This is a genomic window from Tamlana carrageenivorans (genome assembly GCF_002893765.1).
In the GTDB taxonomy this organism is placed as follows: Bacteria; Bacteroidota; Bacteroidia; order Flavobacteriales; family Flavobacteriaceae; genus Pseudotamlana; species Pseudotamlana carrageenivorans.
The window spans coordinates 2,647,504-2,668,388 of record NZ_CP025938.1 but is presented as its reverse complement, the minus strand read 5'-3'; the positions used below and the strand labels follow the sequence as shown (position 1 = coordinate 2,668,388).

Genomic DNA, 20,885 nt, shown 5'->3' with positions numbered 1-20,885 from the left:
AGTTTAAAAATGATTTTGAAATTCATAGGCAAAAAATTTACTTTTAAATTTTTATTTTATGAACTCAGACTTAGAAAAACAATTAGACGCCTTGATCGGCAAAATCAGCAACAAGGAGGACTTTGACCAGGTCAAGGAACAGTTGCTTAAACGTGGTATTGAATCACTTTTAAAAGCAGAAATGACTGCCCACTTAGGGTTTCAAAAAGGAGGTTCTGTAATTGAGAACAACCAGCGCAATGGTTTCTCAGAGAAAACTATCAAGACTCATAACGGCGAACAACGCATCAAAATCCCCAGAGATCGTCAAGCGAGCTTTGAGCCTGTTATTGTCCCCAAACATCAATCGATTAGTCAAGAATTAGAAGATTGTATTCAACTGCTTTACGCCAAAGGTATGAGCAATAGCGATATTATTGATTTTATTGAAAGTACCTATGGAGTGCAGTATTCCACATCACAGGTATCCATTATCACCAATCAATTATTGGAAGACATCAAACAATGGCAGAATAGACCTTTAGAAGACGTATATCCCATTGTCTGGATAGATGCTATTCATTATAAAATACGTCAAGAAGGCAAGGTAATATCTAAAGCCTGTATGATAGTTTTAGGGGTGAATACCGAAGGGCAACAAGATATTTTGAGCATGAGTATTGTGGAGACAGAAAAGGCAGCTGCTTGGATGTCCATTTTAGACGATCTGCGCTCTAGAGGCGTAAAAGATATCTTTTTTCTGTGTTCGGATAACCTCTCTGGATTAGATAAAGCTGTAGAAGCTATTTTTCCAGGTAGTATACGTCAAATATGTATCGTACATCAAATTAGAAACTCTTTAAAATATGTGAGCTATAAGGACCGCAAATCAATAATGGTCGATATTAAAGCTATTTATCAAGCCGATAATGAGAAATTCGCTTTAGAGGCTTTCGAAGTCTTTAAACAAAATTGGGAAGATAAATACCTCTCTGCCGTACAGTCTTGGGAAAACAATTGGGATAATTTGACCTCGTTTTTAAACTACCCAAAAGAGATTAGAAAACTTATATATACTACCAATATCATTGAGAGTTTTAATGCCAGTTTAAGAAAATATACACGCAACAAAAAAGTCTTTCCTCATGATGATGCAGCACTGAAATCCATATATTTAGCAGCTCAAAGCATCAGCAAAAAATGGAAGAAAACACGATTTAAATGGGGCCAAATTTACAATCAATTGTATATTTGTTTTCCAAACAGGTTATAATCTATATTATTTTAACCTATGAATTTTGAAATTATTTTTCAAAAACACAAAATTTTGGATAAACTCGACTTGTCAAAGTTACCGTTACCTGCAATAGCTCATGTGGTAGTTAATGGTTCTCTTAATCACTACGTTGTGGTTTTAAAAGTAACCAATTCATTTGTCACTGTAATGGATCCAGCCGATGGAAAGATTCATAAAAAGATTTTATCTGAATTTATAAAAGAATGGACAGGTGTAATAGTATTAATGCTACCTAGCAATACATTTTCAAAAAAAGATGAAAGAATATCTACTTACAAGCGCTTTTGGCTATTGTTAAAACCTCACAAGCTTGTCCTTATTCAAGCATTCGTGGGGGCTATTGTTTATACCTTACTGGGGTTTTCTACCTCTTTGTTTATACAAAAACTAACTGATTTTGTTTTAATAAACGAAAATTACAGATTGTTAAATTTACTTGGAACCGTCATGGTTTTATTATTGCTTGTGCAAGTATTAATTGGGGTATATAAAGACAAATTTTTAATTAAGTCTGGGCAACAAATAGATCTTCAACTAATACTTGGTTATTACAAGCATCTCCTAAAATTACCGCAGCAGTTTTTCAATACAATGCGAGTTGGAGAAATAATATCTCGCATTAATGATGCGGTAAAAATTCGAACTTTTATAAATGACATTTCATTAAATTTAATGGTTGATGTGCTAACCATATTCTTTTCTTTTGGTTTAATGTTCTTCTTCTATTGGAAATTAGCAATCATTATGTCTTTATGTATTCCCTTGTATTTTTTTGTTTATCTGGTGTTAAATAGGTTGAATAGAAGAACCGAAAGAACAGTAATGGAACAAAATGCGGATTTAGAGAGTCAATTAGTCGAATCGCTTAATTCCATTGAAACAATCAAACAATTTGGTATGGAAACCCACGCCAACGCCAAAACTGAAATACGATTTGTGCAACTATTAAAGACTGGTTATAAATCGTCTTTAAACTCAATTTTTTCAATAACAAGTGGAATGTTTTTAACTCAAATTTTCACAATTGTTTTACTTTGGAAAGGCTCTTATTATGTTATTGGTAAAGAAATCACAATAGGAGAATTATTATCCTTTTTTGCTATTATTGGATATTTTACAGCACCAGTATCAAAGTTGCTTCAATCTAATAAAGAAATTCAAAATGCTCTAATAGCAGCTGATAGGCTATTTGAAATAATAGATTTAGAAAGGGAGAAATTTGAAAACAAAGTAGAAATTGAAAAAGATAAATTAGGAGATATAATCTTTAAAAATGTGAGTTTCACATACAATCATAGCATTCAAGTTTTAGATCAGTTTAATTTAAACATTCCCAAAGGTAAGGTAACCTCCATAGTTGGAGAAAGTGGTTCAGGTAAGTCTACATTAATAAATTTAATTCAAAAAATTTATACGATACAAGATGGAAATATTTACATTGGGAAGCTTGATTTAAACTATATAGAAAACTCAAGTCTAAGAAATATCGTTGGAATAGTGCCTCAGAAAATTGATTTGTTTTCAGGAAGTATTATTGAAAATATTGCCCTAGGAGATTATTCCCCGAAGATGGATTTAATTCTTGAGATTTGTACAAGACTTGGAATAATTAATTTTATTGAAGAATTACCGAATGGTTTTAATACTCATGTTGGTCAAAATGGATCTGTTTTATCAGGAGGACAGAAACAACGGATTGCAATAGCAAGAGCATTATATAAAAAACCCGAAATATTAATTTTAGATGAAGCAACATCGTCGTTGGATAGTAAATCAGAAAGTTTTATTCAAAATGCAGTAGCTATTTTAAGACAGGAAAACAAAACTATTTTGATTATTGCGCATAGATTAAGTACAGTAATTAATTCAGATAAAATAGTTGTGCTGAAGAATGGGAAAATACTTGAGGAAGGAGCACACGAAACCCTATATGATAATAAAAACTATTATTATGATCTCTGGCAAGCTCAATTACCAAAAAGAAATATAAATTTAGAATATATATGAGTTTCTAATAAATATTAAGCATTTAATAGTACCAATGACAAATAATAATTTTGAAGTAATAATAATAGGTGGAGGTTATGCAGGCTTATCAGCCGCATTGTCTCTCGGACGCTCTTTGAGAAAAGTTTTAATTATTGAAGGTAACTCACCTTCTGCAAACAAAAGGAGTAAGTTTTCTTATAATTTTATAACTCAAGATGGAATAAAACCAGAATCAATATTAAAACAAGCAAAAGATCAAATTTTAAAATACGATACACTTAAATTTATTTCCGATATAGCTATATCGGTCCAAAAAAGTAATGATCTTTGTTTTATTAATACTTTCTCTGGGCATAAATTTAATTCTAAAAAAATAATCTTTGCCACTGGAATTAAATATATATATCCTAAGATTAAAGGTTTTTCCGAATGTTGGGGAGTGTCTATTATTCACTGTAGTGGCTGCCATGGATATGAATTCAAAAATAAAAAGACGGCAATTTTAGCAAATGGAGATTCAGCTTTCATGTTCATTTCAATTGTCTTAAACCTCACAGATAAAATCTCTATTCTAACAAATGGAGAAAGCAGTTTTTCTCCAATGCAACTCGAAAAACTTAATTCACGTAAAATTCAAATCATTGAATCTAAAATAAAAGAAATTCAACATGTTGAAGGGGTTATAAAGAACGTTGTATTTGATAACAATATAAGTAGTGATTTTGAAGTTTTATATGCGTTTCCTGAATTAAATCAAAAAAGTGAGCTCCCATCAAAATTAGGTTGTCAGTTTACAGATGATGGTCTTATTAAGGTGGATAGTTACAATAGAACAACAGTTAATGGTGTATATGCCTGCGGTGATAACAGTTCTGATAGGCGTTCAATTTCTAATGCTGTTGTTAATGGTCACCTTGCAGGAGCGACAGTAAATTTAGAGTTATCAATAGAAAGTTTCTAAATAATTTGTAAAATGCTGTTTTTATTTGGGCATTCTCTTAAGCTGTTGAAAAAAAAGAAATAATTTACCCTAAAAATGATTTAACTTTTTTGGATAAGAAAATCAATATATTTTCAAAGTTATCTTCATTGATTATTTGTTCGATATTTGAATCGGATTCGCAGTAATACCAAAATTCGTTTACTTTATCAGTAGGGATTCCAAGGCTTATTATAAAATCATCATTAAACATCTTTCTAGCTGTGTTAACAGACTTTATCCTGTTATCTAAATCCACATGGCTTTTAAGCATCTTTGTGCGTCCAGAAATTGTATTCATTAATGAAACTAATCCAAAGCCTCTCGCTAATTGAAGTTGCCGTTCGTTGTAGGTAAGTCTCTCAAAATTTTGGTAAGGAAGTCCAACATCACTTGGAGATATACTTAATGGTTTTTTTAAATTTTCAATATCTTGATTAAGATTGCCTGATAATCCGTGTGAACTCAAAATTATTTCATCAAGGTCGGTAATTTGAATATGAACTTCAATTGATAGTTTATTTTTTTTATTGTGATGAGATTCAAGAATAACCACTTGCTTTTTTTTAATACCTATTGAGGATATTACTAAAGTGTCATTAATTCGAGTCATTATTCTAAACTCCCCTTTCTTGTTTGTTATTGTCCCTTTATTAAGTGAAGAGTTGAAAATATGAATATTCTCTACGGAGACAGAGTCTTTAGAAAATACTAATCCATTAATATCTTTAGTTTCTTGTGCTGATAGTTTTAATTGTAAGATTATTAAAATAAAAAATAAAAAGTAGTTTAACTTTTTATACATATCGGTTAAGTGTTTTGAATATCTATGAATTAACTTGAAATTAAGTTGTACAAAAATGTAGCTTTTCCTTTAAAAATACAATTTAAATAACAAGTAAATGTTATGCTTGTTTATTAATTCTTTGTTAAAATGATTTCTTTTATTCTTAGTAAATAAGGTTGTTTTTATACGCATGTGTAGGCTTCCCTTTTTTAGGGAAGCCTACATTTTTATCCAATCTTTTTATTTCAATTTTTGTTTTTTGAACTAATGGGTGCAATTGCCGCAATACTCTTTTCTTTGTTCAAAGTTTAATATAATTCAAAACATTAGTGTCCGATAAAAGATTTAAAAAGCGGGATTTCCAAGATAGGATTTCCCGCTTATTTTGTATCTTGAAGTTATCACACATCCAAGATATGAATAAAAGTAAAAACTTTAGCGGACACCCCATAATCAAACAGGTATTAAATTTCATTTTGCCCAAAGATGTTCATCGGACAGCCAAAAAGCACAACAGCGATCGCTATACCAAAAAGTTTACCACCTATGAGCATTTGGCCACTATGGTATTTACCATGATCAGTGGCTGTAGCTCACTTCGTGAGGTTTCCAGTATTATGCTTGCCTGCGAGGGAAAGATCAACCATCTAGGACTCACGGACTTTCCAAAACGCAGTACCTTGTCAGATGCTAACAGGAGAAGAAGCTCTGAAGTATTTGCCGATATTTATCATTTACTCTACAAACGTTACCATCGCTTTTTATCGGACAGCAGACCCTTAGAACCTGCAGTGAAGAACCTTAAAATCGTTGATTCCTCGACCATCCCCCTATTTAGCGACATTCTTAAAGGTGTAGGAAGGAACCCGCTCAACGGCAAAAAGAAAGGAGGTATCAAGATGCATACTATGATAAACGCCATGGAAGACGTTCCTTGTCTGATTAAGTTTTCAAGCGCGGCCACGCACGACCACACCTTTTTAAAAGACCTGGAACTCAAGAAGGGCTCTTATGTGGTTTTTGACAAAGGGTATGTGGATTATGAGCAATACCAAAAATGGACACTGGAAGATGTTTACTTTGTGACTCGGCAAAAGGACAATGCTCGCTATACAAGCCTTGAAGAGTTTGATATCCCCAATAAAGTGGACGATGCTGTCTTAAAGGACGAAAAAATAGGGCTTACGGACAAAAACGGCAATGCTTTTTCCCTGAGGAGAATCGCTTTTTGGCACGAAAAGCACCAAAAAGTTTATGAGTTCATCACTAATAATTATGATCTTGATGCAGACAAAATAGCCGACATCTATAAAAATAGGTGGCAGATTGAGACGATGTTCAAGCGGCTTAAACAGAACTTTCCGCTAAAGTATTTTTTGGGAGACAATCAAAATGCCATCGAAATACAAATCTGGGTCAGTTTGATAATCCAGCTCATTATGCTTGTGATCCAAAGAAAAGCCCAAAGAAACTGGGCTTATTCCAATATGATGTCCGTCATACGATACCATTTGATGACATATATCGATTTGTTCAAATTCCTGAAAAACCCAGAAGCTAATTGGGAAGAGATTACAACCAAAAACATTGGGCAATTAAGCCTTTTTGACCCATAAGGAGGTTCTGTTTTCAAAATAAAGAGTGCGATCAATAAAAAAGGCCAACACCAACGCTTTTTTAGCTAATTCTGTTTTTTATCGGACAACAATAAATTCAAAATAATTATTTTCTTTTATCTATAGTTTTCTTATTAAAAGCCACCAAATTAAAAAGCTGCCGCATTCGGCTACGAACACGAATGCCGTAAAGCTCTTCCAGTTCTGCAGCATTTAGATTAGTAGTTGCATGGGTTTTAATTTTCTTCTCTAGGAACAAGTCATGTCGAGATAACAGAATTTCGCCCATCACATTTCAGTCTTTACCGTAGTGTCCGCCCCATCCAGTATATTACACTCAACAGCGCATAGCTATACACCAACGTAGCGGTTCCAAAGGCGCATACATAACCAACAAAGATCATCTTAGCAGCTCCCATTAACAATACAGTCAGTGGAGTCTTCAATACTTTAAGAACAAGGCGGCTGCCATGGTCGTTATGTTGCAGCATGTGTTGAACAGATTATTGCTGCTTTGGATTATCCTGAAACAGGTTACAAAAGAGCTATGGGCGTTATACAACCCCATAAGTCTTATGGCTCCCAAAGATTAGACAATGTTCTTAAAAGAGCCATACAGGCTGATGCTGTAAGCTACAACAGGATAACCAACATACTGAAGGATAATCTAGATCAAAGTTCTTTATTCCTGAAAGATGAGGCAGATCAAAGCACTCATATCCCTAAGCATGCGAACATCCGTGGGGCATCCAATTATAAGTAAAAACAACACGAAAAAATCACTTAAATTTTATACAGATTATGAATACAAATCACACCATCGAAAAACTCAGAAAAATGAAATTAAGGCTACCAATGGGAATACCATCATATTCTACGGGATCTAAAATACGCGCTATGTTACTATCCGTCTTTGGAGAAAAAAGATCTTTACTAACCGTGTGCGTTTGTAAATGACTTTCTGGATAAAAGAAGTTTGTGATATCAGTAATTTGTGTTGTGGTAAGATTTGGATCTAGCCAAGATTTTGCATGCTCTGCATCTAAAATTAAAGGCTGTCGTTTTTTAACATTATGTACTTTAGCGAAAAATGGCGAAGCGTTTTTAGTAATAATAGAAAACGTAATATAACTTCCTATTACAGAATAAATACCTGCTAGAGCCAAGGGTTTCTGCTCTTTATTTTGAATAAAAAACGGGTATTTCTTTTTTTGATGTTCGTGAGGTTCGTAAAAACCTGATACAGGAATGATACACCGCTGTTCGTGTATCGCTTTTTTGTATATGAAATGATCAAACAACTTTTCAGAGCGCGCATTGAGTCCGCCGCCATATTTCACCGCTTCTTTGTAGTAGGACAAAATGTGTTCGGGGGTTTTATGATCTGGCACAATGCCCCAAATTCCTGGCGCTAAAACTTCACTCTTTTGCTGCGGAATTACGAGCATGTTAGGATGTGAAAATCCATTTAAGTGATATTGTGGTTTATCGAAAATGGTGCGAATGTCTTCGCTACTTAATGTCACTTTAAAATGCTGTTCTAGCTTTTTTGTTTTTGTAATGGTCGATGTATGAAAACACATGCTGAATTGTTTGCTTGTTTAAAGATAATGAAATTGTTGAACAGCAAACATTTTAGAACCTATTAAACCATAGTTAACAAGACCTATAGACAGTATCTCTTTTAAACATTAATTCATCAATGCATCCTAAAAAGCTTGTTGCCCAAATTTACATTATAAAGGCTAGTAAAGCTATCATTGTTCAAATAAGAGCAGTTATTCTCAAATATTCCTGAGGAACATACTTTGGAGACCAAATATAAAACACTTAATATTTACCGGGATTTTTATACGAAAATTTCAAATAATTCAATCCTAATTCAATTTGTTACAATAAATTTCTTTTACAACCTTATGTGAGTTGGGGAGATTTTCTTATTGGTAATAATCCGTTTAGAACCCCAAGTATTCTTTTTTAAAACCTATAATGGATTGAAATAGGAAAATATATCATATTACCCGTTGTGCATTTTAAATAATGTTAATTTTAATATTATTAATGTTTCTCCCAAAAATAAACTTATTGATATACTGAATAGTTGTTAAAGCAGTTATCTTAGCTACGATTCTTGTTTTAAAACCTTCAAAAGTTTTAGCATAATTGCGTCTTATCATAAATTGGTCACAAAGTTGTGAAAATAATGTTTCTATCCTTTTCCTCTTTTTTCTAAATACATAAGGCTGTACTTTGTAATTTTTTTGATTGCTTCTCATAGGTGTATTTAGCGTTATATTACAGGTTTCAAACAAGTTAAGCTGTATTTCTGTTGATAAATAGCCTTTATCACCAATTAATGTACAATCGCTTATTTGCATCTTAATATCTTTAAGATAATTAATATCGTGTACAGATGCTGGACTCAAATCGATACTTTGAAAGACACCATTTACAGAACAAACAGCGTGCAGTTTATAACCGTAATAATTAGAACTTTGAGCTGCACAATAACCTTTATCTGGAAATGCATAAGTGTTTTCTTTACAAATCTTTGAACGAGAACTGCGTGATAATTTACAAACTTCTAAAGGCATACTATCTACTACAAAATAATCTTCAAATTCATTAAAATGGGAAGCTAAGCTTAACCTGATACTGTTGAGCTTATTAACTAGTTTTCGTCTTCTTCTATTGTAGACACTTCTCTCTATTTTTGATAATAGGGAATCTGGAAGTTTTCTAAAAAGGTCATTTTCACTATCTATTCCCATAAATTCGGCAGTAAGACTCAAGCTGATAAGTTCTAAATCACTAAGCTTTGGTTGTCGTCTTTGATAACTTAAAAGTTGTTCTTTCGATATTTTTCTTAATACTTCCAATATTCTTTCGTAATTTGCACTCAAGTTGTTCATTATTAATGATTTGTGATTAAATCAATTTACTGATTTTCAGTAAGATGAACAACTTTTTTCTTTTAAATCATAATGCACAACGGGTATCATATTTATATTTTCTATTAAAATAGGACACCCTCATAATCGATTTCAAACGAATTCAAACAAAACAAAAAAACACCTAAACACTGAAAATCATTTATTTAACATTTATTTAGATTTCAATATTTCAATTTTGTCGAGATGACAGGGTCCGAAACTATGAACGTCTGCTTATAAGACTAACAGAAATAATATTGCATTTCTCTTATCTTATTAAACTATTCGCATACCGAATTCTCGACTATTTTTATGAGCTTTTTGGTTAGCCTTAATGTTCAAAACATTCTTCAATTCAACCATATCTTGACTAATTTTAGTTTCCACTACTCTTGAATAAATCTGTGTTGTTGAAATTTTGTTATGCCCCAGTAGTTTCGAAACAGTCTCTATTGGAACACCATTACTTAAAGTCACGGTAGTTGCAAACGTATGCCTTGCCATGTGGAATGTCAAATTTTTATCAATTTCACAAAGCTCAGCGACCTCCTTGAGATACAAATTTAACTTCTCATTTGTGATGACGGGGAGAAGTGTTCCAGACACCTGTGTTATTGGATGTCCTCTGTACTTTTTAATAATCTCAAGAGCCTTATCTAACAACGGCACTTTAACAGGGATATCTGTTTTCTGTCTTTTAATTAGTATCCAATCCTCATTATCTACACCCTTACCAATACTCTTTGAATTCAGTTGCATAACATCCACATAACTAATTATTGTGTAGCAACTAAAGACAAATAAGTCACGAACTCTATCCAAACGTTCTAAATAAAGCTTCTTACTTTCTAGTCTAGCCAATTCATCTGGGGACAAAAATTCTCGTTCACGTCTCTCCCATTTGGGTTTCCACCTAATAAATGGATCCTTACTCATCCATTCCATATGATATCCCAATGTTGCAATCTTTCTAAACCTTTGAATATGTTTCATAACGGTGTTATGAGACATAGATTTAGGATGTCCTTTAGGCCAGAAATTATGTAAATATTGTTCAAATTCCATAAGGAACCTATAATTTAACTGTTTCAAATAGACATCTGAAGTCTTATGAATATCTCTTAAATAATATCCAATATATTTCTCCGTTACATGGAAATTTTTAATCGTACCCTTGCTCAGAGTAACCTCAATTTTGGCATTATGATAATTTAATAGACCTCGAAGTGTTTTCTGTTCATCAGTTTCACCTAAATAATGAGCTTTAATAAGTTCTGTAGTAATTAATTCTCCTTTTAATCTTAAGTCCTGATAAATTTGAAATATTTGGGTATAAATACTGCTCAAAAACTGGTTAAAAGATTTTACCTCTTCTGTAGTTCCATTTAGTCTTTGTAATTTTTTATCCCATCTTAAAATATCAACCTTTCGTTTCAGGCTAATATTAGAACGTTTACCGTCTACGGTAATTCTGGCATAAACAATCCCTTGATTATTTACCTCATCTTTGTTGTAAATCCAAAACAAAATTGAAAACGTGGATTTTGCACTCATAATTGTCATCTTTAATAGTTAAACATTCCGTAAGACGAAGGCCAAATCAATTATAGTTCAATTCCTACTTAAAAGATTAACACTAACCGATAGCCAAAAACAGGGATCAGTCCTAAAAGTTGGGGACTAGGCATAAATTTGTGCTAATCTAAAGAGGAAGAATTCCTTATTTCTCACACCTCTAAGTTGTTGTCTAAAGGCTTTGATCTTTGCATTAAAAGATTCAGCGGCCGCATTGGTACTTCTGTTGTCAAAATAGTTTAATATTCCCCTGTAATTTAGGGAGATTGTGTTCATAACAACTCTAAAGCTTTTAAAGCCACTATTTTCAATTTGATTGTACCAAAGTGCCAATTTAGTCATTGCTATATTTTTGTCTGTACAAGTATTATAAATTACTCTTAGCTGGTTTGACAAGTCATAAGCTTCCTTTATCATAGGGTATTGCATGAATAAAATTCCTGCCCTTTCCTTTTGGGAACTAGTCCATTTGTCAGGACTTTTGAATAGAAGATACCTACTTCGTGCTAGTAGTTGTTTGCGTGTGTCCCCGTTACTAAATACTTCTGCTCGATACTGGTAGTTATTATTTTTAGCTGTCTTGATAGCCTCATTTTCTAGTTCTAGAGCTTGCCAGCGGTATTTTACTCTAATGTCTTGTACAGCATCAGAAGCTAGTTGTTGTACATGAAAGCGATCAATGACTTGCACGGCTCTTGGGAAGCTCTTCTTTGCAATTAGTTTCATGCTACCGGCCATATCTAAGGTTATTTCTTCTACCAACCTCCGCTTGCCTTCAGGTATCTTTTTAAGATATTTAATAACCTCTTCGGCCTTAGTTCCTGAAATAATAGCTACAATAGAACCTGCTCTACCTTTGGCTTTTTTATTGGTTACTACGGTGTATAACTCTCCTTGTGAAAGTGCTATTTCATCTATAGATAATCGTTTGCCAATATTTTGAGGGTAGACTAACCATTTGGAGGATCGCTCAAGGTATTCCCAATCTTTAAATTCACTTAAATAATCTCGATATTGGCGCTGTAGCTTTTTACCATCTAAACCATACAAATTAGCTATAGTTTGCGTGCTAGTATTGTTATTATCGATTAATTTCTTTTAAAAAAGCGGCAAACTCGGTGGTCATACGAGTGCCTTTTGCTACATTATTCCAGTCTCTTTGCAGGGTTTCTTTTGTGTCTACATCACGCCATCTGCGGCGCTTTAAATGCAGATAAACTAGTTTCCCTCTAAGTGGAAAATCCTCGATAATTATTTCTTTATGAAAACCTTTAGATTCTACTTTACGTGTTTTAAAACTATTTGGGACAATGTTCTTCTCTTCGAAATACAACCGAAGTTTATCTTCTGTTGAAGAACTACTTTTAAAACTAAAATGAGCTACCAGAAAATCAGGTAGTAATAAGGATAATAAATCTTTAGAAATTTCCACGGAATTTAATTTTTTCCAAAGATAAAATTATTTTTACTCCCCAACTTTTGTGCTTGACCCAAAAACAGCTAACCGAATAGCGAACATTTTAATTCAAATTAGTTCAAATTATATGAATTCCCAAAAACAACAAATCCCTGCTAATCATATGATTTGCAAGGATTTATACTTATCTAATACTTCTATTAGTGACCGCGCCAGGATTCAAACCTGGAACCTCTTGAGCCGTAATCAAGTGCGCTATTCAGTTGCGCCACGCGGCCTTATTTTGTGGGTGCAAATATACATTTTTATTTAAAACATATGCAAACATTTTTTATAAATTTCTAATTCCGTACTTTTGAAACACTATAAAATATGGTGCTTCTTAATTGTTTTTATCCTGTTAAATTAAAACACTAAATAATGCATCATTTAAATCACATAACTTAACCCTATGAAAACTAATTTATTAACCGATATCTACAAACATCATTTAGATCAAACACTTATTGATGAAATTAATAAAATAGGGGTGCTAAAAAATTTTGAAAAAGATGAAATAATTATTGATATCAATCAAACTTTAAAATTTATTCCCCTTTTATTAAGTGGAAATATTAAAATTTTAAGAGAAGATCAGGATGGAAACGAGTTACTCATCTACTTTTTAGAAGCAGGAGAAACCTGCACCATGTCGTTAACTTGCTGCATAGGCACTGCAAAAAGTAAGATTAGAGCTGTTGCAGAAAGTGATTCTACCTTAATTATGATTCCGGTGTCTTATATGCAAAAGTGGTTTCAGAATAATGAAAGTTGGCGCAACTTTATTTTTGAAAGCTATCAAAATCGATTTGATGAAATGCTTGAAGCTATAGATAATCTAGCTTTTATGAAAATGGACGAGCGTTTATACAAGTATTTGGTTAATAAAACCGTTCTCCACGAATCTAAAAACATTATTATTAAACATCAAGACATCGCAGAAGATTTACACACTTCGCGCGTAGTGGTTTCTAGGCTTTTAAAACAATTAGAGAACGAAAAAAAGATTGTACTGAGTAGAAACAAAATAGAAATTTTATAACATTTCACATCCCGTATCCTTGCTTAGGTAACATTTATCACAAAGCCCCCCCTTTCTTCATTATATTTTTGTAAAAAAATTATAAGCATGGATTTTATTTTAAACCCTTGGCCATGGTATGTTTCTGGCCCACTTATCGCCATTGTTATGGCCCTTCTACTCTACTTCGGTAAAACATTTGGTATGTCGTCCAACCTTCGCACCTTATGTGCCATTGGTGGGGCTGGCAAGTTTTCCGATTTTTTTAAATTCAAATGGAAAGACCAACTTTGGAATCTAACAGTTGTTCTTGGTGCTATAATTGGCGGATTTATTGCCGTTCATTTCCTATCAAACGATAGCGGAACAGCTCTTAACCCAAACACCATGACCGAATTACAACACATGGGATTTAAAAACCCTGGGGCTAACCTAGTGCCTGATGAAATATTTAGCTTAGAGGCATTAGCTTCTGCTAAAACTCTTATTCTTTTGGTTGTTGGTGGTCTTCTAGTTGGTTTCGGTACACGTTATGCTGGTGGCTGTACTTCTGGTCATGCCATTACAGGCTTAAGCAGTTTGCAAATGCCATCACTTATTGCGGTTATAGGCTTTTTTATTGGCGGTCTTATTATGGCGAACCTTATTTTACCGCTTATTTTTTAATAACTCTTACAATATTCAAATTACATGAAATTCATAAAATATTTATTTGTTGGGATCTTTTTCGGCATTGTGCTTGTAAAATCGGAGGCTGTTTCATGGTTCCGCATTTACGAAATGTTCCGTTTTCAATCGTTTCACATGTATGGCATTATAGGTACAGCCATTGCTACTGGTGTGCTTTTTCTTCAAATTTCTAAAAAAGGACATATTAAAACCATGCAAGGGGCAGACTTATATGTTCCTAAAAAAGATAAAGGCTTTACACGATATATTATTGGCGGTATTATTTTCGGCCTCGGATGGGCGCTTGTAGGTGCATGCCCTGGCCCGATGTATATTCTTTTAGGTACAGGTGTATGGAGCATGCTTATTGTTATTGCTGCCGCCATAGCGGGTACTTTTTTATATGGTATTCTAAAAAATAAACTGCCACACTAATTATGGACAGCATCCAAATAATTGGTTATATAGGGGCTTTAATCGTTGGTGTTGTTTTAGGGCTAATTGGCGGTGGTGGTTCTATACTAACCGTGCCTTTACTGGTATACCTTTTAGGATACAACCCCATTTTAGCAACTGCATATTCACTTTTTGTGGTAGGTATCACCTCATTGGTAGGTACTTATGATAAATACAAAAAAGGATTGGTAGATTTTGAAATAGGATTAGCCTTTTCTTTTCCATCCTTCCTAGCCGTGTATTTATCAAGAAGATATTTAGTTCCTGCAATTCCAGATGTTATTATGTCTTTTGGAAACTTTGAGCTTACTAAAGACATCGTCATTATGGTGTTTTTTGCCCTTATTATGCTTTTTGCTGCCATTTCCATGATAAAAAAGAAGAAAGATTTAAAACCTTCGGAAAAAAAGCAAGCCTATTACAAAACTTTTATTCAAGGAATCACCATCGGAACGATAACGGGTTTAATAGGGGCTGGCGGAGGCTTTTTATACGTTCCTGCTTTAGTTCTTTGGGCTAATATACCTATGAAAAAGGCCGTAGGAACTTCATTAATTATCATTACTATTAATTCCTTAATTGGGTTTTTAGGTGACGTACAAAACCTAGACATCGCCTGGGATTTCCTATTAACGTTTACAGCCATTTCGGTTTTAGGCATATTATTAGGTGGCATGTTCTCAAAATATGTTAGTGGCGGAAAATTGAAAAAAAGCTTTGGTTATTTTGTTTTAATCATGGCGGCATACATTATATACCGCGAACTCCTTGAACTAAGTGTTATATAAGTTACAAAGCACATGCTGTAAGTTTAGTAACTTTAAAAAAGTAATTTTAAAACACATCTTACCAACAGGTAAGGCAAAAACATTATACTATGAAAATTGAACAAATATACACCGGTTGTTTAGCCCAAGGCGCTTATTATATCGAATCTAATGGTGAAGTCGCCATTATCGATCCTCTTCGTGAAACGCAACAGTACGTGGATAAAGCCTTAGCTGAAAATGCCACGATAAAATACATTTTTGAAACGCATTTTCATGCCGATTTTGTTTCTGGACATATCGATTTAGCGAAAAAAACAGGAGCAACAATCGTTTATGGGCCTGGTGCTAAAACCGATTACGACATCTATACAGCAAAGGATAATGAAGTTTTTAAACTTGGTAACGTTACTATAAAAGTACTACATACCCCTGGCCACACCTTAGAGTCTTCAACCTTCTTATTATTTGATGAAAACGGAAAAGAACACGCCATTTTTTCTGGTGACACTTTATTTTTGGGTGATGTTGGTCGACCAGACTTGGCTATTAAATCCGATTTAACCAAAGAAGATTTGGCAGGAATGCTTTTTGATTCTTTAAGAAATAAAATCATGCCTTTACCCGACGATACCATTGTTTACCCTGCTCATGGCGCTGGGTCGGCATGTGGAAAAAATCTAAGCAAAGAAACTGTTGGTGTTTTAGGTGAGCAAAAGAAAACAAACTATGCCTTGAGAGCCGATATGACTAAAGCTGAATTTGTAAAAGAAGTGTTAGACGGTATTGCACCGCCACCACAGTATTTTGCAAAAAATGCCATGATGAACAAATCGGGGTATGATGCCTTTGAAACGGTTCTTAAACAAGGCAATACCCCTTTAACACCAGAAGCATTTGAGCATCTGGCTAACGAAGAAGGTGCTTTGGTATTAGATGTTAGACATGAAACAGACTTTGTTAAGGAACACATTCCCAATGCTATATTTATTGGTATTCATGGCGGATTTGCACCATGGGTTGGCGCTTTAATTACCGATTTAAAGCAACCTATTTTATTAATTACGCCCGAAGGTAAAGAGGAAGAAACCGTAACCCGATTATCGCGCGTTGGCTACGACAATACTTTAGGGTATTTAAAAGGCGGTATGGCAGCGTGGAAAAAGGCAGGCAAAGATGTTGAATCGATCACGTCAATAAACGTTGATGAATTTTCGAGTCGATTTAAAAGTGACTCTATTCAGGTTTTAGATGTTCGTAAAGATGGCGAATATAAATCGCAACACTTAGAAGGTGATAACATTAAACACTTTCCTTTAGATTATATTAATGATAATATGTCGGCAATTGACAAAAACCAAGAATACTACGTGCATTGTGCAGGTGGTTACCGTTCGGTAATTGCAGCATCCATTTTAAAAGCTAGAGGGTTTAACAAATTAATTGATGTTGCTGGTGGTTTTGGAGCCATCAAAAACGCTGATTTGCCAACAACCAATTTTGTTTGTCCGTCAACTTTATAATGTCAACACCATGACACTTTAAATAAAAAAAGCCAAGATTTAACCGTTGTCAAATCTTGGCTTTTTTATTTCATTCTATTTCTCAGAGGTTTCCTTCTGAATAATTTTAATTCCGTTTACTGAAAACTACACAATTTCAGCACTTAAACCAGCTTCTAAAAGCATGGTGCAGCGCGGTTTTAAATCGTCGTAATCACCGGTTTTTACGGTACATTTCCCGTTATAATGCACTATTAAGGAGCATTGTTCTGCTTGTTCTGCCGTATGATCGCAGGCGTATATTAGCGTTTCTATAACGTGATCGAAGGTATTTACATCATCATTATACACTACTATTTCATTTTGAGTTGAAACCGCTTCCTCGAGCAATACCTCTTCGGATGTTTTTTCTTTAATACTCATCTTTTTTTTATTACTAATTTATAAATTTTAAAGCGACCCAATTGTTTCTCTCTAATTTCTCTTGAAATTTTAACTGAAGGGCTTCACAAGCTTCTTGAATAACCGGAATGTCATCATTATAGAAACCGCTTAAAAACAAGGTGCCGTTTTCATTTAGGCAAGACACATAGGTTTTCATGTCTTGTAATAAGATATTTCGGTTGATGTTGGCAATAATAACGTCGTAATTTTTTCCCTCAAGCACGGAAGCATCTCCTTCAATAACGGTGATATGTTGGCAATTATTACGCTCCACATTCTCCAAACTATTCAAATAACACCAGTTGTCATAATCGACAGCATCAATAGGTTGAGCCCCTTTCATTTCGGCTAGAATCGCTAAAACACCTGTCCCACAGCCCATATCTAAAACCGATTTACCTGAAAAATCATTTTTTAAAATATGCTGAATCATCATGTGAGTTGTTTCATGATGCCCTGTTCCGAAACTCATTTTAGGTTCGATAACAATATCGTATTCGGTATCGAATTTCTCATGAAAAGGCGCTCGTACCGCACAAACATCGTCTACAACAATAGGATTAAAATTCTTTTCCCATTCGGCATTCCAATTGGTTTGCTCTATTTCGTTGAATTCGTATGAAATTTCAAATTCATCGGATTGCAAAATCTGAATATCATCTAAAATATTGGCATGCCATTCTTCCTTTTGAATGTAGGCTGTAGCCCCTTGTTCTGTTTCTACAAAACTTTCAAAACCAGCATAGCCCAATTCTGCAATTAAAACCTCAACACCTGGCTGTAAAGGGGTTACCTTAAATTCGTACCCGATATAAATGATATTCGACATAGTTATTTTTTTCGGACTACAAAGATAGAAGTAAATGTCGAAATTCAATCCTGTCCTAAACATTTTTGATCTAATCAAAAGTCAACGATTTTACTGGTAATTAGCCATGTTTTTTATCTTTTTCAAAAAGAACCCCTTGTGTATAATTTTGTTTGGGGGGAGGCTGCTCGTTAAAAGGGCTATCAATCCATTTTTGCAAATCCACTTTGACAAAAAGGTTAAGTCTTATAAAAGCTACTAAATTGGACAAGTACCAATTATATTTTGCATTTGCTTTTAAGGCTTTTAGGATGAGTATAGTAATAAGAGCCGTCCATATTTGTATCATTACGGCATTTTCAGAAGTTCCTATAAACGATTTAATATGTAGCTGTTGTTTGATGTCTCTAAAGAATATCTCAATATCCCATCTAGCTTTGTAGAGTTGGCTAATTGTGTTTGCTGTCCAAGACATTTGGTTGGTAATAAGTTCTATTTCCTGGTTATTTTTATCGTCCCATACAGCTATTCTACGTAGCTTCTTTGGGTATTTTGTTTTTGATTTAGCCCCTGTTAGCTCAATGATTTCATCTTTTAAAACATGATGATGTCTATTTTCTGGCAATTCTTTTTCTTTAATACTCTTAAATTGGATGTTTTCTTTGTGCCTAATTACAAAAAACACTTGGTTGCTGTCCCAAACGTTAAGTAACGAAAAATCATTATAAAATCGATCTGCGACAATAACCGAACGGCTAATCAAAGGAATATCGTAAGCTCCTTTATTATCTGCTGTTTTACCATCGCTAATATTTACATAGTGCGGTAAATTACCATCATAATCAAGCAAGGTGTGCATTTTTACAGCTCCTTTGTGGGTTTTGTATTTTGCCCAATCAAAGAGACTTAAACATAGACTTATCGTTGTAGAATCTAATAGAAATATCTTGGATTTAATTTTGAATTTAACACGTTTTAAGTGAGGGTGCTGTCCAAAACTTTTTAAAAGAACATAGTAGTAATCTCGATAAAGCGTCCAGTCTCGATGTTTGTTTTGATAGCTTATCGTTGATTTAGAAGGTGCTTTCTGTATGCCTAAATGATTAAGGTTTCCTGTGGCAGAGCGAAGTCCATTACTTATATCTCGGACGGATTGACTTTTTGCAAATTGACAAAACAACATGGAGACTAAATGTGTCCAACTATTAAATCCTTTTTGATGTTTATCTGTTCCCTTGGCTTTTACAAGTTTAGAAAAACTAGAACGGTCTAATTTGGAGATTATCTGAGAGAACAATGTTATATTTGTCATGGAGAAAGGTTATTTTTTGTTGTGCAACTCAAAAATAATATTTTGAGATACAAAATCCCTTTCTCTTTTTAAGCGTTTTGGACGCTATTGGTCGAAATTATACGAATTGTTCTCATAAAGAGTTCTTAAACTTAACGGAAGTTTAATTTGAGAGCGCCATCGTCATACTGAACTCGTTTCAGTATCGCACAATCTGATTGAAAATTGAATTTAAGAAAAAGCAGCAAGGAGAACTTTTATTTTAAATGCTTCTCGCCTACGCCCAAAACCAACTACACTACCGAATATTATTGATGAGTGCTATTGACAGACTTGTTGTTATATCTTTGAATTGACGTTTTATTTAGAGGATGGGATTCTGAAACACGTTCAGAAAAGCGAAATATTTGCGGTACTGCGTTAGCGATTGAAGTGGCATCCTTTTTTTGACCTTAGAAAAAAAAAGATATAACGTAAAGCGCGACCCCGATTTTTCATCGGGGTAACGCCCAAAATATTAAAATCCATTTCCGGATAAACGAAAATGAAATGAGTTGTTAGGTATTAAAACGCATTAACGATGGCGAAAAAATCTTCGGCATTAAGCGAAGCACCTCCTATTAAACCACCATCAACGTCTGGTTTAGTAAAAATCTCTTCGGCATTGTTTGGTTTTACACTGCCGCCATAAAGTATAGAAACTTCTTCGGCAATATCATTTCCATATTTATCGGCTAATGTTTTTCTTATAAACGCATGCATGTCTTGTGCTTGCTCGGCGGTAGCCGTTTCTCCTGTTCCTATGGCCCAAACGGGCTCATACGCTAAAATAATATCCTGAAAATCGGCTGCAGCAAGGTGGAATAAAGCATTTTTAATTTGACTGCCAACCACAGTTTCTTCTTTTCCTGCTTTTCTATCGGCTAACTCTTCACCGAAACAAAAAATGATACGCATACCTTTAGAAAGCGCCATATCTACCTTTTTGGCTAAGGTTTCATCGGTTTCATTAAAGTACTCACGACGCTCACTATGGCCTAATATTACGGTGTTTATACCGATACTTTTTAACATGCTTGCGCTAACTTCACCTGTATAGGCACCGTTTTCAGCGAAATGCATGTTTTGAGCTACAACTTCTATACCTGTACCTTTAGTACTGTTATAAGCATGCCATAAATTGGTTGCTGATGGGGCAATCATAACTTCGGCATCGGTAGTTTTTGCCTGCTTTGCTAAACTGGCTATTAGCGTTTCGGTTTGCGCTAAATCGTTGTTCATTTTCCAGTTTCCTGCTACAATTTGTTTTCTCATGG

Annotated in this window: 20 protein-coding genes, 1 tRNA gene and 1 pseudogene; 10 read left to right on the top strand and 12 right to left on the bottom strand. The window is 34.1% G+C overall.

Annotated features, from left to right (window positions below; all coding sequences use genetic code 11):
• The first annotated feature begins 58 nt into the window (after positions 1–58).
• Genes C1A40_RS11920 through C1A40_RS11910 form a run of 3 tightly spaced genes read left to right on the top strand, consistent with a single transcriptional unit; the run spans position 59 to position 4,226 of the window.
• The gene (locus tag C1A40_RS11920; protein WP_102994979.1) at positions 59–1,252 is read left to right on the top strand and encodes an IS256 family transposase; all 1,194 of its coding nucleotides are present in this window, start codon (positions 59–61) and stop codon (positions 1,250–1,252) included.
• Between the two features lie 18 nt (positions 1,253–1,270).
• Positions 1,271–3,283 carry a peptidase domain-containing ABC transporter gene (locus C1A40_RS11915; RefSeq protein WP_102996087.1) on the top strand — a complete coding sequence of 671 codons (2,013 nt, stop codon included), beginning with the start codon at positions 1,271–1,273 and terminating at the stop codon, positions 3,281–3,283.
• Between the two features lie 34 nt (positions 3,284–3,317).
• Positions 3,318–4,226 carry an NAD(P)/FAD-dependent oxidoreductase gene (locus C1A40_RS11910; protein WP_102996086.1) on the top strand — a complete coding sequence of 303 codons (909 nt, stop codon included), beginning with the start codon at positions 3,318–3,320 and terminating at the stop codon, positions 4,224–4,226.
• Positions 4,227–4,290: 64 nt separating this feature from the next.
• Here the strand turns inward: C1A40_RS11910 and C1A40_RS11905 are convergent, their stop codons facing one another.
• Positions 4,291–5,049 (bottom strand): carboxypeptidase-like regulatory domain-containing protein, encoded by a 759-nt coding sequence (locus C1A40_RS11905; protein WP_102996085.1) that lies wholly within the window; start codon positions 5,047–5,049, stop codon positions 4,291–4,293.
• 398 nt (positions 5,050–5,447) lie between these two features.
• On the opposite strand from C1A40_RS11905, the gene C1A40_RS11900 reads away from it, so the two are divergent.
• Positions 5,448–6,647, top strand: a complete 1,200-nt coding sequence (locus C1A40_RS11900) for an IS4 family transposase (protein ID WP_102996084.1) — start codon at positions 5,448–5,450, stop codon at positions 6,645–6,647.
• 106 nt (positions 6,648–6,753) lie between these two features.
• Here the strand turns inward: C1A40_RS11900 and C1A40_RS11895 are convergent.
• Positions 6,754–6,966: pseudogene (locus C1A40_RS11895) on the bottom strand (ATPase); the annotation flags it as partial.
• A 195-nt stretch (positions 6,967–7,161) separates the two neighbouring features.
• Between C1A40_RS11895 and C1A40_RS18525 the strand changes: the two are divergent.
• Complete coding sequence (locus C1A40_RS18525; RefSeq protein WP_241910397.1) at positions 7,162–7,410, top strand: hypothetical protein; 249 nt, start codon at positions 7,162–7,164, stop codon at positions 7,408–7,410.
• Between the two features lie 49 nt (positions 7,411–7,459).
• On the opposite strand, the gene C1A40_RS11885 is transcribed toward C1A40_RS18525, so the two are convergent.
• From C1A40_RS11885 to C1A40_RS11860, 6 genes are all read right to left on the bottom strand, one after another.
• On the bottom strand, positions 7,460–8,230 hold the full coding sequence (locus C1A40_RS11885) for an SOS response-associated peptidase (RefSeq protein ID WP_102996083.1): 771 nt from the start codon (positions 8,228–8,230) through the stop codon (positions 7,460–7,462).
• A 450-nt stretch (positions 8,231–8,680) separates the two neighbouring features.
• On the bottom strand, positions 8,681–9,559 hold the full coding sequence (locus C1A40_RS11880; RefSeq protein ID WP_102996082.1) for an IS982 family transposase: 879 nt from the start codon (positions 9,557–9,559) through the stop codon (positions 8,681–8,683).
• 297 nt (positions 9,560–9,856) lie between these two features.
• On the bottom strand, positions 9,857–11,143 hold the full coding sequence (locus C1A40_RS11875) for a site-specific integrase (RefSeq protein ID WP_338418050.1): 1,287 nt from the start codon (positions 11,141–11,143) through the stop codon (positions 9,857–9,859).
• 117 nt (positions 11,144–11,260) lie between these two features.
• Positions 11,261–12,205: an ISAon1 family transposase gene (locus tag C1A40_RS11870; RefSeq protein WP_479685326.1), complete on the bottom strand. Its 945-nt coding sequence runs from the start codon at positions 12,203–12,205 to the stop codon at positions 11,261–11,263.
• A 31-nt stretch (positions 12,206–12,236) separates the two neighbouring features.
• Complete coding sequence (locus tag C1A40_RS11865; protein WP_102995318.1) at positions 12,237–12,587, bottom strand: ISAon1 family transposase N-terminal region protein; 351 nt, start codon at positions 12,585–12,587, stop codon at positions 12,237–12,239.
• Positions 12,588–12,776: 189 nt separating this feature from the next.
• Positions 12,777–12,850, bottom strand: a tRNA-Arg gene (locus tag C1A40_RS11860).
• A gap of 173 nt (positions 12,851–13,023) precedes the next feature.
• Between C1A40_RS11860 and C1A40_RS11855 the strand changes: the two genes are divergently transcribed.
• The 5 genes from C1A40_RS11855 to C1A40_RS11835 all read left to right on the top strand — a co-directional run bounded on the left by C1A40_RS11855 (position 13,024) and on the right by C1A40_RS11835 (position 17,047).
• Positions 13,024–13,653, top strand: coding sequence for a Crp/Fnr family transcriptional regulator (locus C1A40_RS11855; protein WP_102996080.1), 630 nt, complete (start codon positions 13,024–13,026; stop codon positions 13,651–13,653).
• 87 nt (positions 13,654–13,740) lie between these two features.
• Positions 13,741–14,298 (top strand): YeeE/YedE family protein, encoded by a 558-nt coding sequence (locus C1A40_RS11850; RefSeq protein WP_102996079.1) that lies wholly within the window; start codon positions 13,741–13,743, stop codon positions 14,296–14,298.
• A 24-nt stretch (positions 14,299–14,322) separates the two neighbouring features.
• The gene (locus tag C1A40_RS11845; protein ID WP_102996078.1) at positions 14,323–14,736 is read left to right on the top strand and encodes a DUF6691 family protein; all 414 of its coding nucleotides are present in this window, start codon (positions 14,323–14,325) and stop codon (positions 14,734–14,736) included.
• Between the two features lie 2 nt (positions 14,737–14,738).
• The gene (locus C1A40_RS11840; RefSeq protein WP_102996077.1) at positions 14,739–15,545 is read left to right on the top strand and encodes a sulfite exporter TauE/SafE family protein; all 807 of its coding nucleotides are present in this window, start codon (positions 14,739–14,741) and stop codon (positions 15,543–15,545) included.
• 89 nt (positions 15,546–15,634) lie between these two features.
• A complete protein-coding gene (locus C1A40_RS11835; RefSeq protein WP_102996076.1) occupies positions 15,635–17,047 on the top strand; it encodes an MBL fold metallo-hydrolase in 1,413 nt (470 codons plus the stop codon).
• A gap of 126 nt (positions 17,048–17,173) precedes the next feature.
• Here the strand turns inward: C1A40_RS11835 and C1A40_RS11830 are convergent, their stop codons facing one another.
• The 4 genes from C1A40_RS11830 to tpiA all read right to left on the bottom strand — a co-directional run bounded on the left by C1A40_RS11830 (position 17,174) and on the right by tpiA (position 20,883).
• Entirely contained in the window at positions 17,174–17,449 is a 276-nt protein-coding gene (locus C1A40_RS11830) for an ATP-dependent Clp protease adaptor ClpS (protein WP_067151326.1), read from the bottom strand.
• Between the two features lie 13 nt (positions 17,450–17,462).
• Complete coding sequence (gene prmA, locus C1A40_RS11825) at positions 17,463–18,299, bottom strand: 50S ribosomal protein L11 methyltransferase (RefSeq protein ID WP_102996075.1); 837 nt, start codon at positions 18,297–18,299, stop codon at positions 17,463–17,465.
• A 100-nt stretch (positions 18,300–18,399) separates the two neighbouring features.
• Positions 18,400–19,590 carry an IS4 family transposase gene (locus C1A40_RS11820; protein ID WP_102996074.1) on the bottom strand — a complete coding sequence of 397 codons (1,191 nt, stop codon included), beginning with the start codon at positions 19,588–19,590 and terminating at the stop codon, positions 18,400–18,402.
• A 543-nt stretch (positions 19,591–20,133) separates the two neighbouring features.
• Complete coding sequence (gene tpiA, locus C1A40_RS11815; RefSeq protein WP_102996073.1) at positions 20,134–20,883, bottom strand: triose-phosphate isomerase; 750 nt, start codon at positions 20,881–20,883, stop codon at positions 20,134–20,136.
• Positions 20,884–20,885 lie beyond the last annotated feature (2 nt).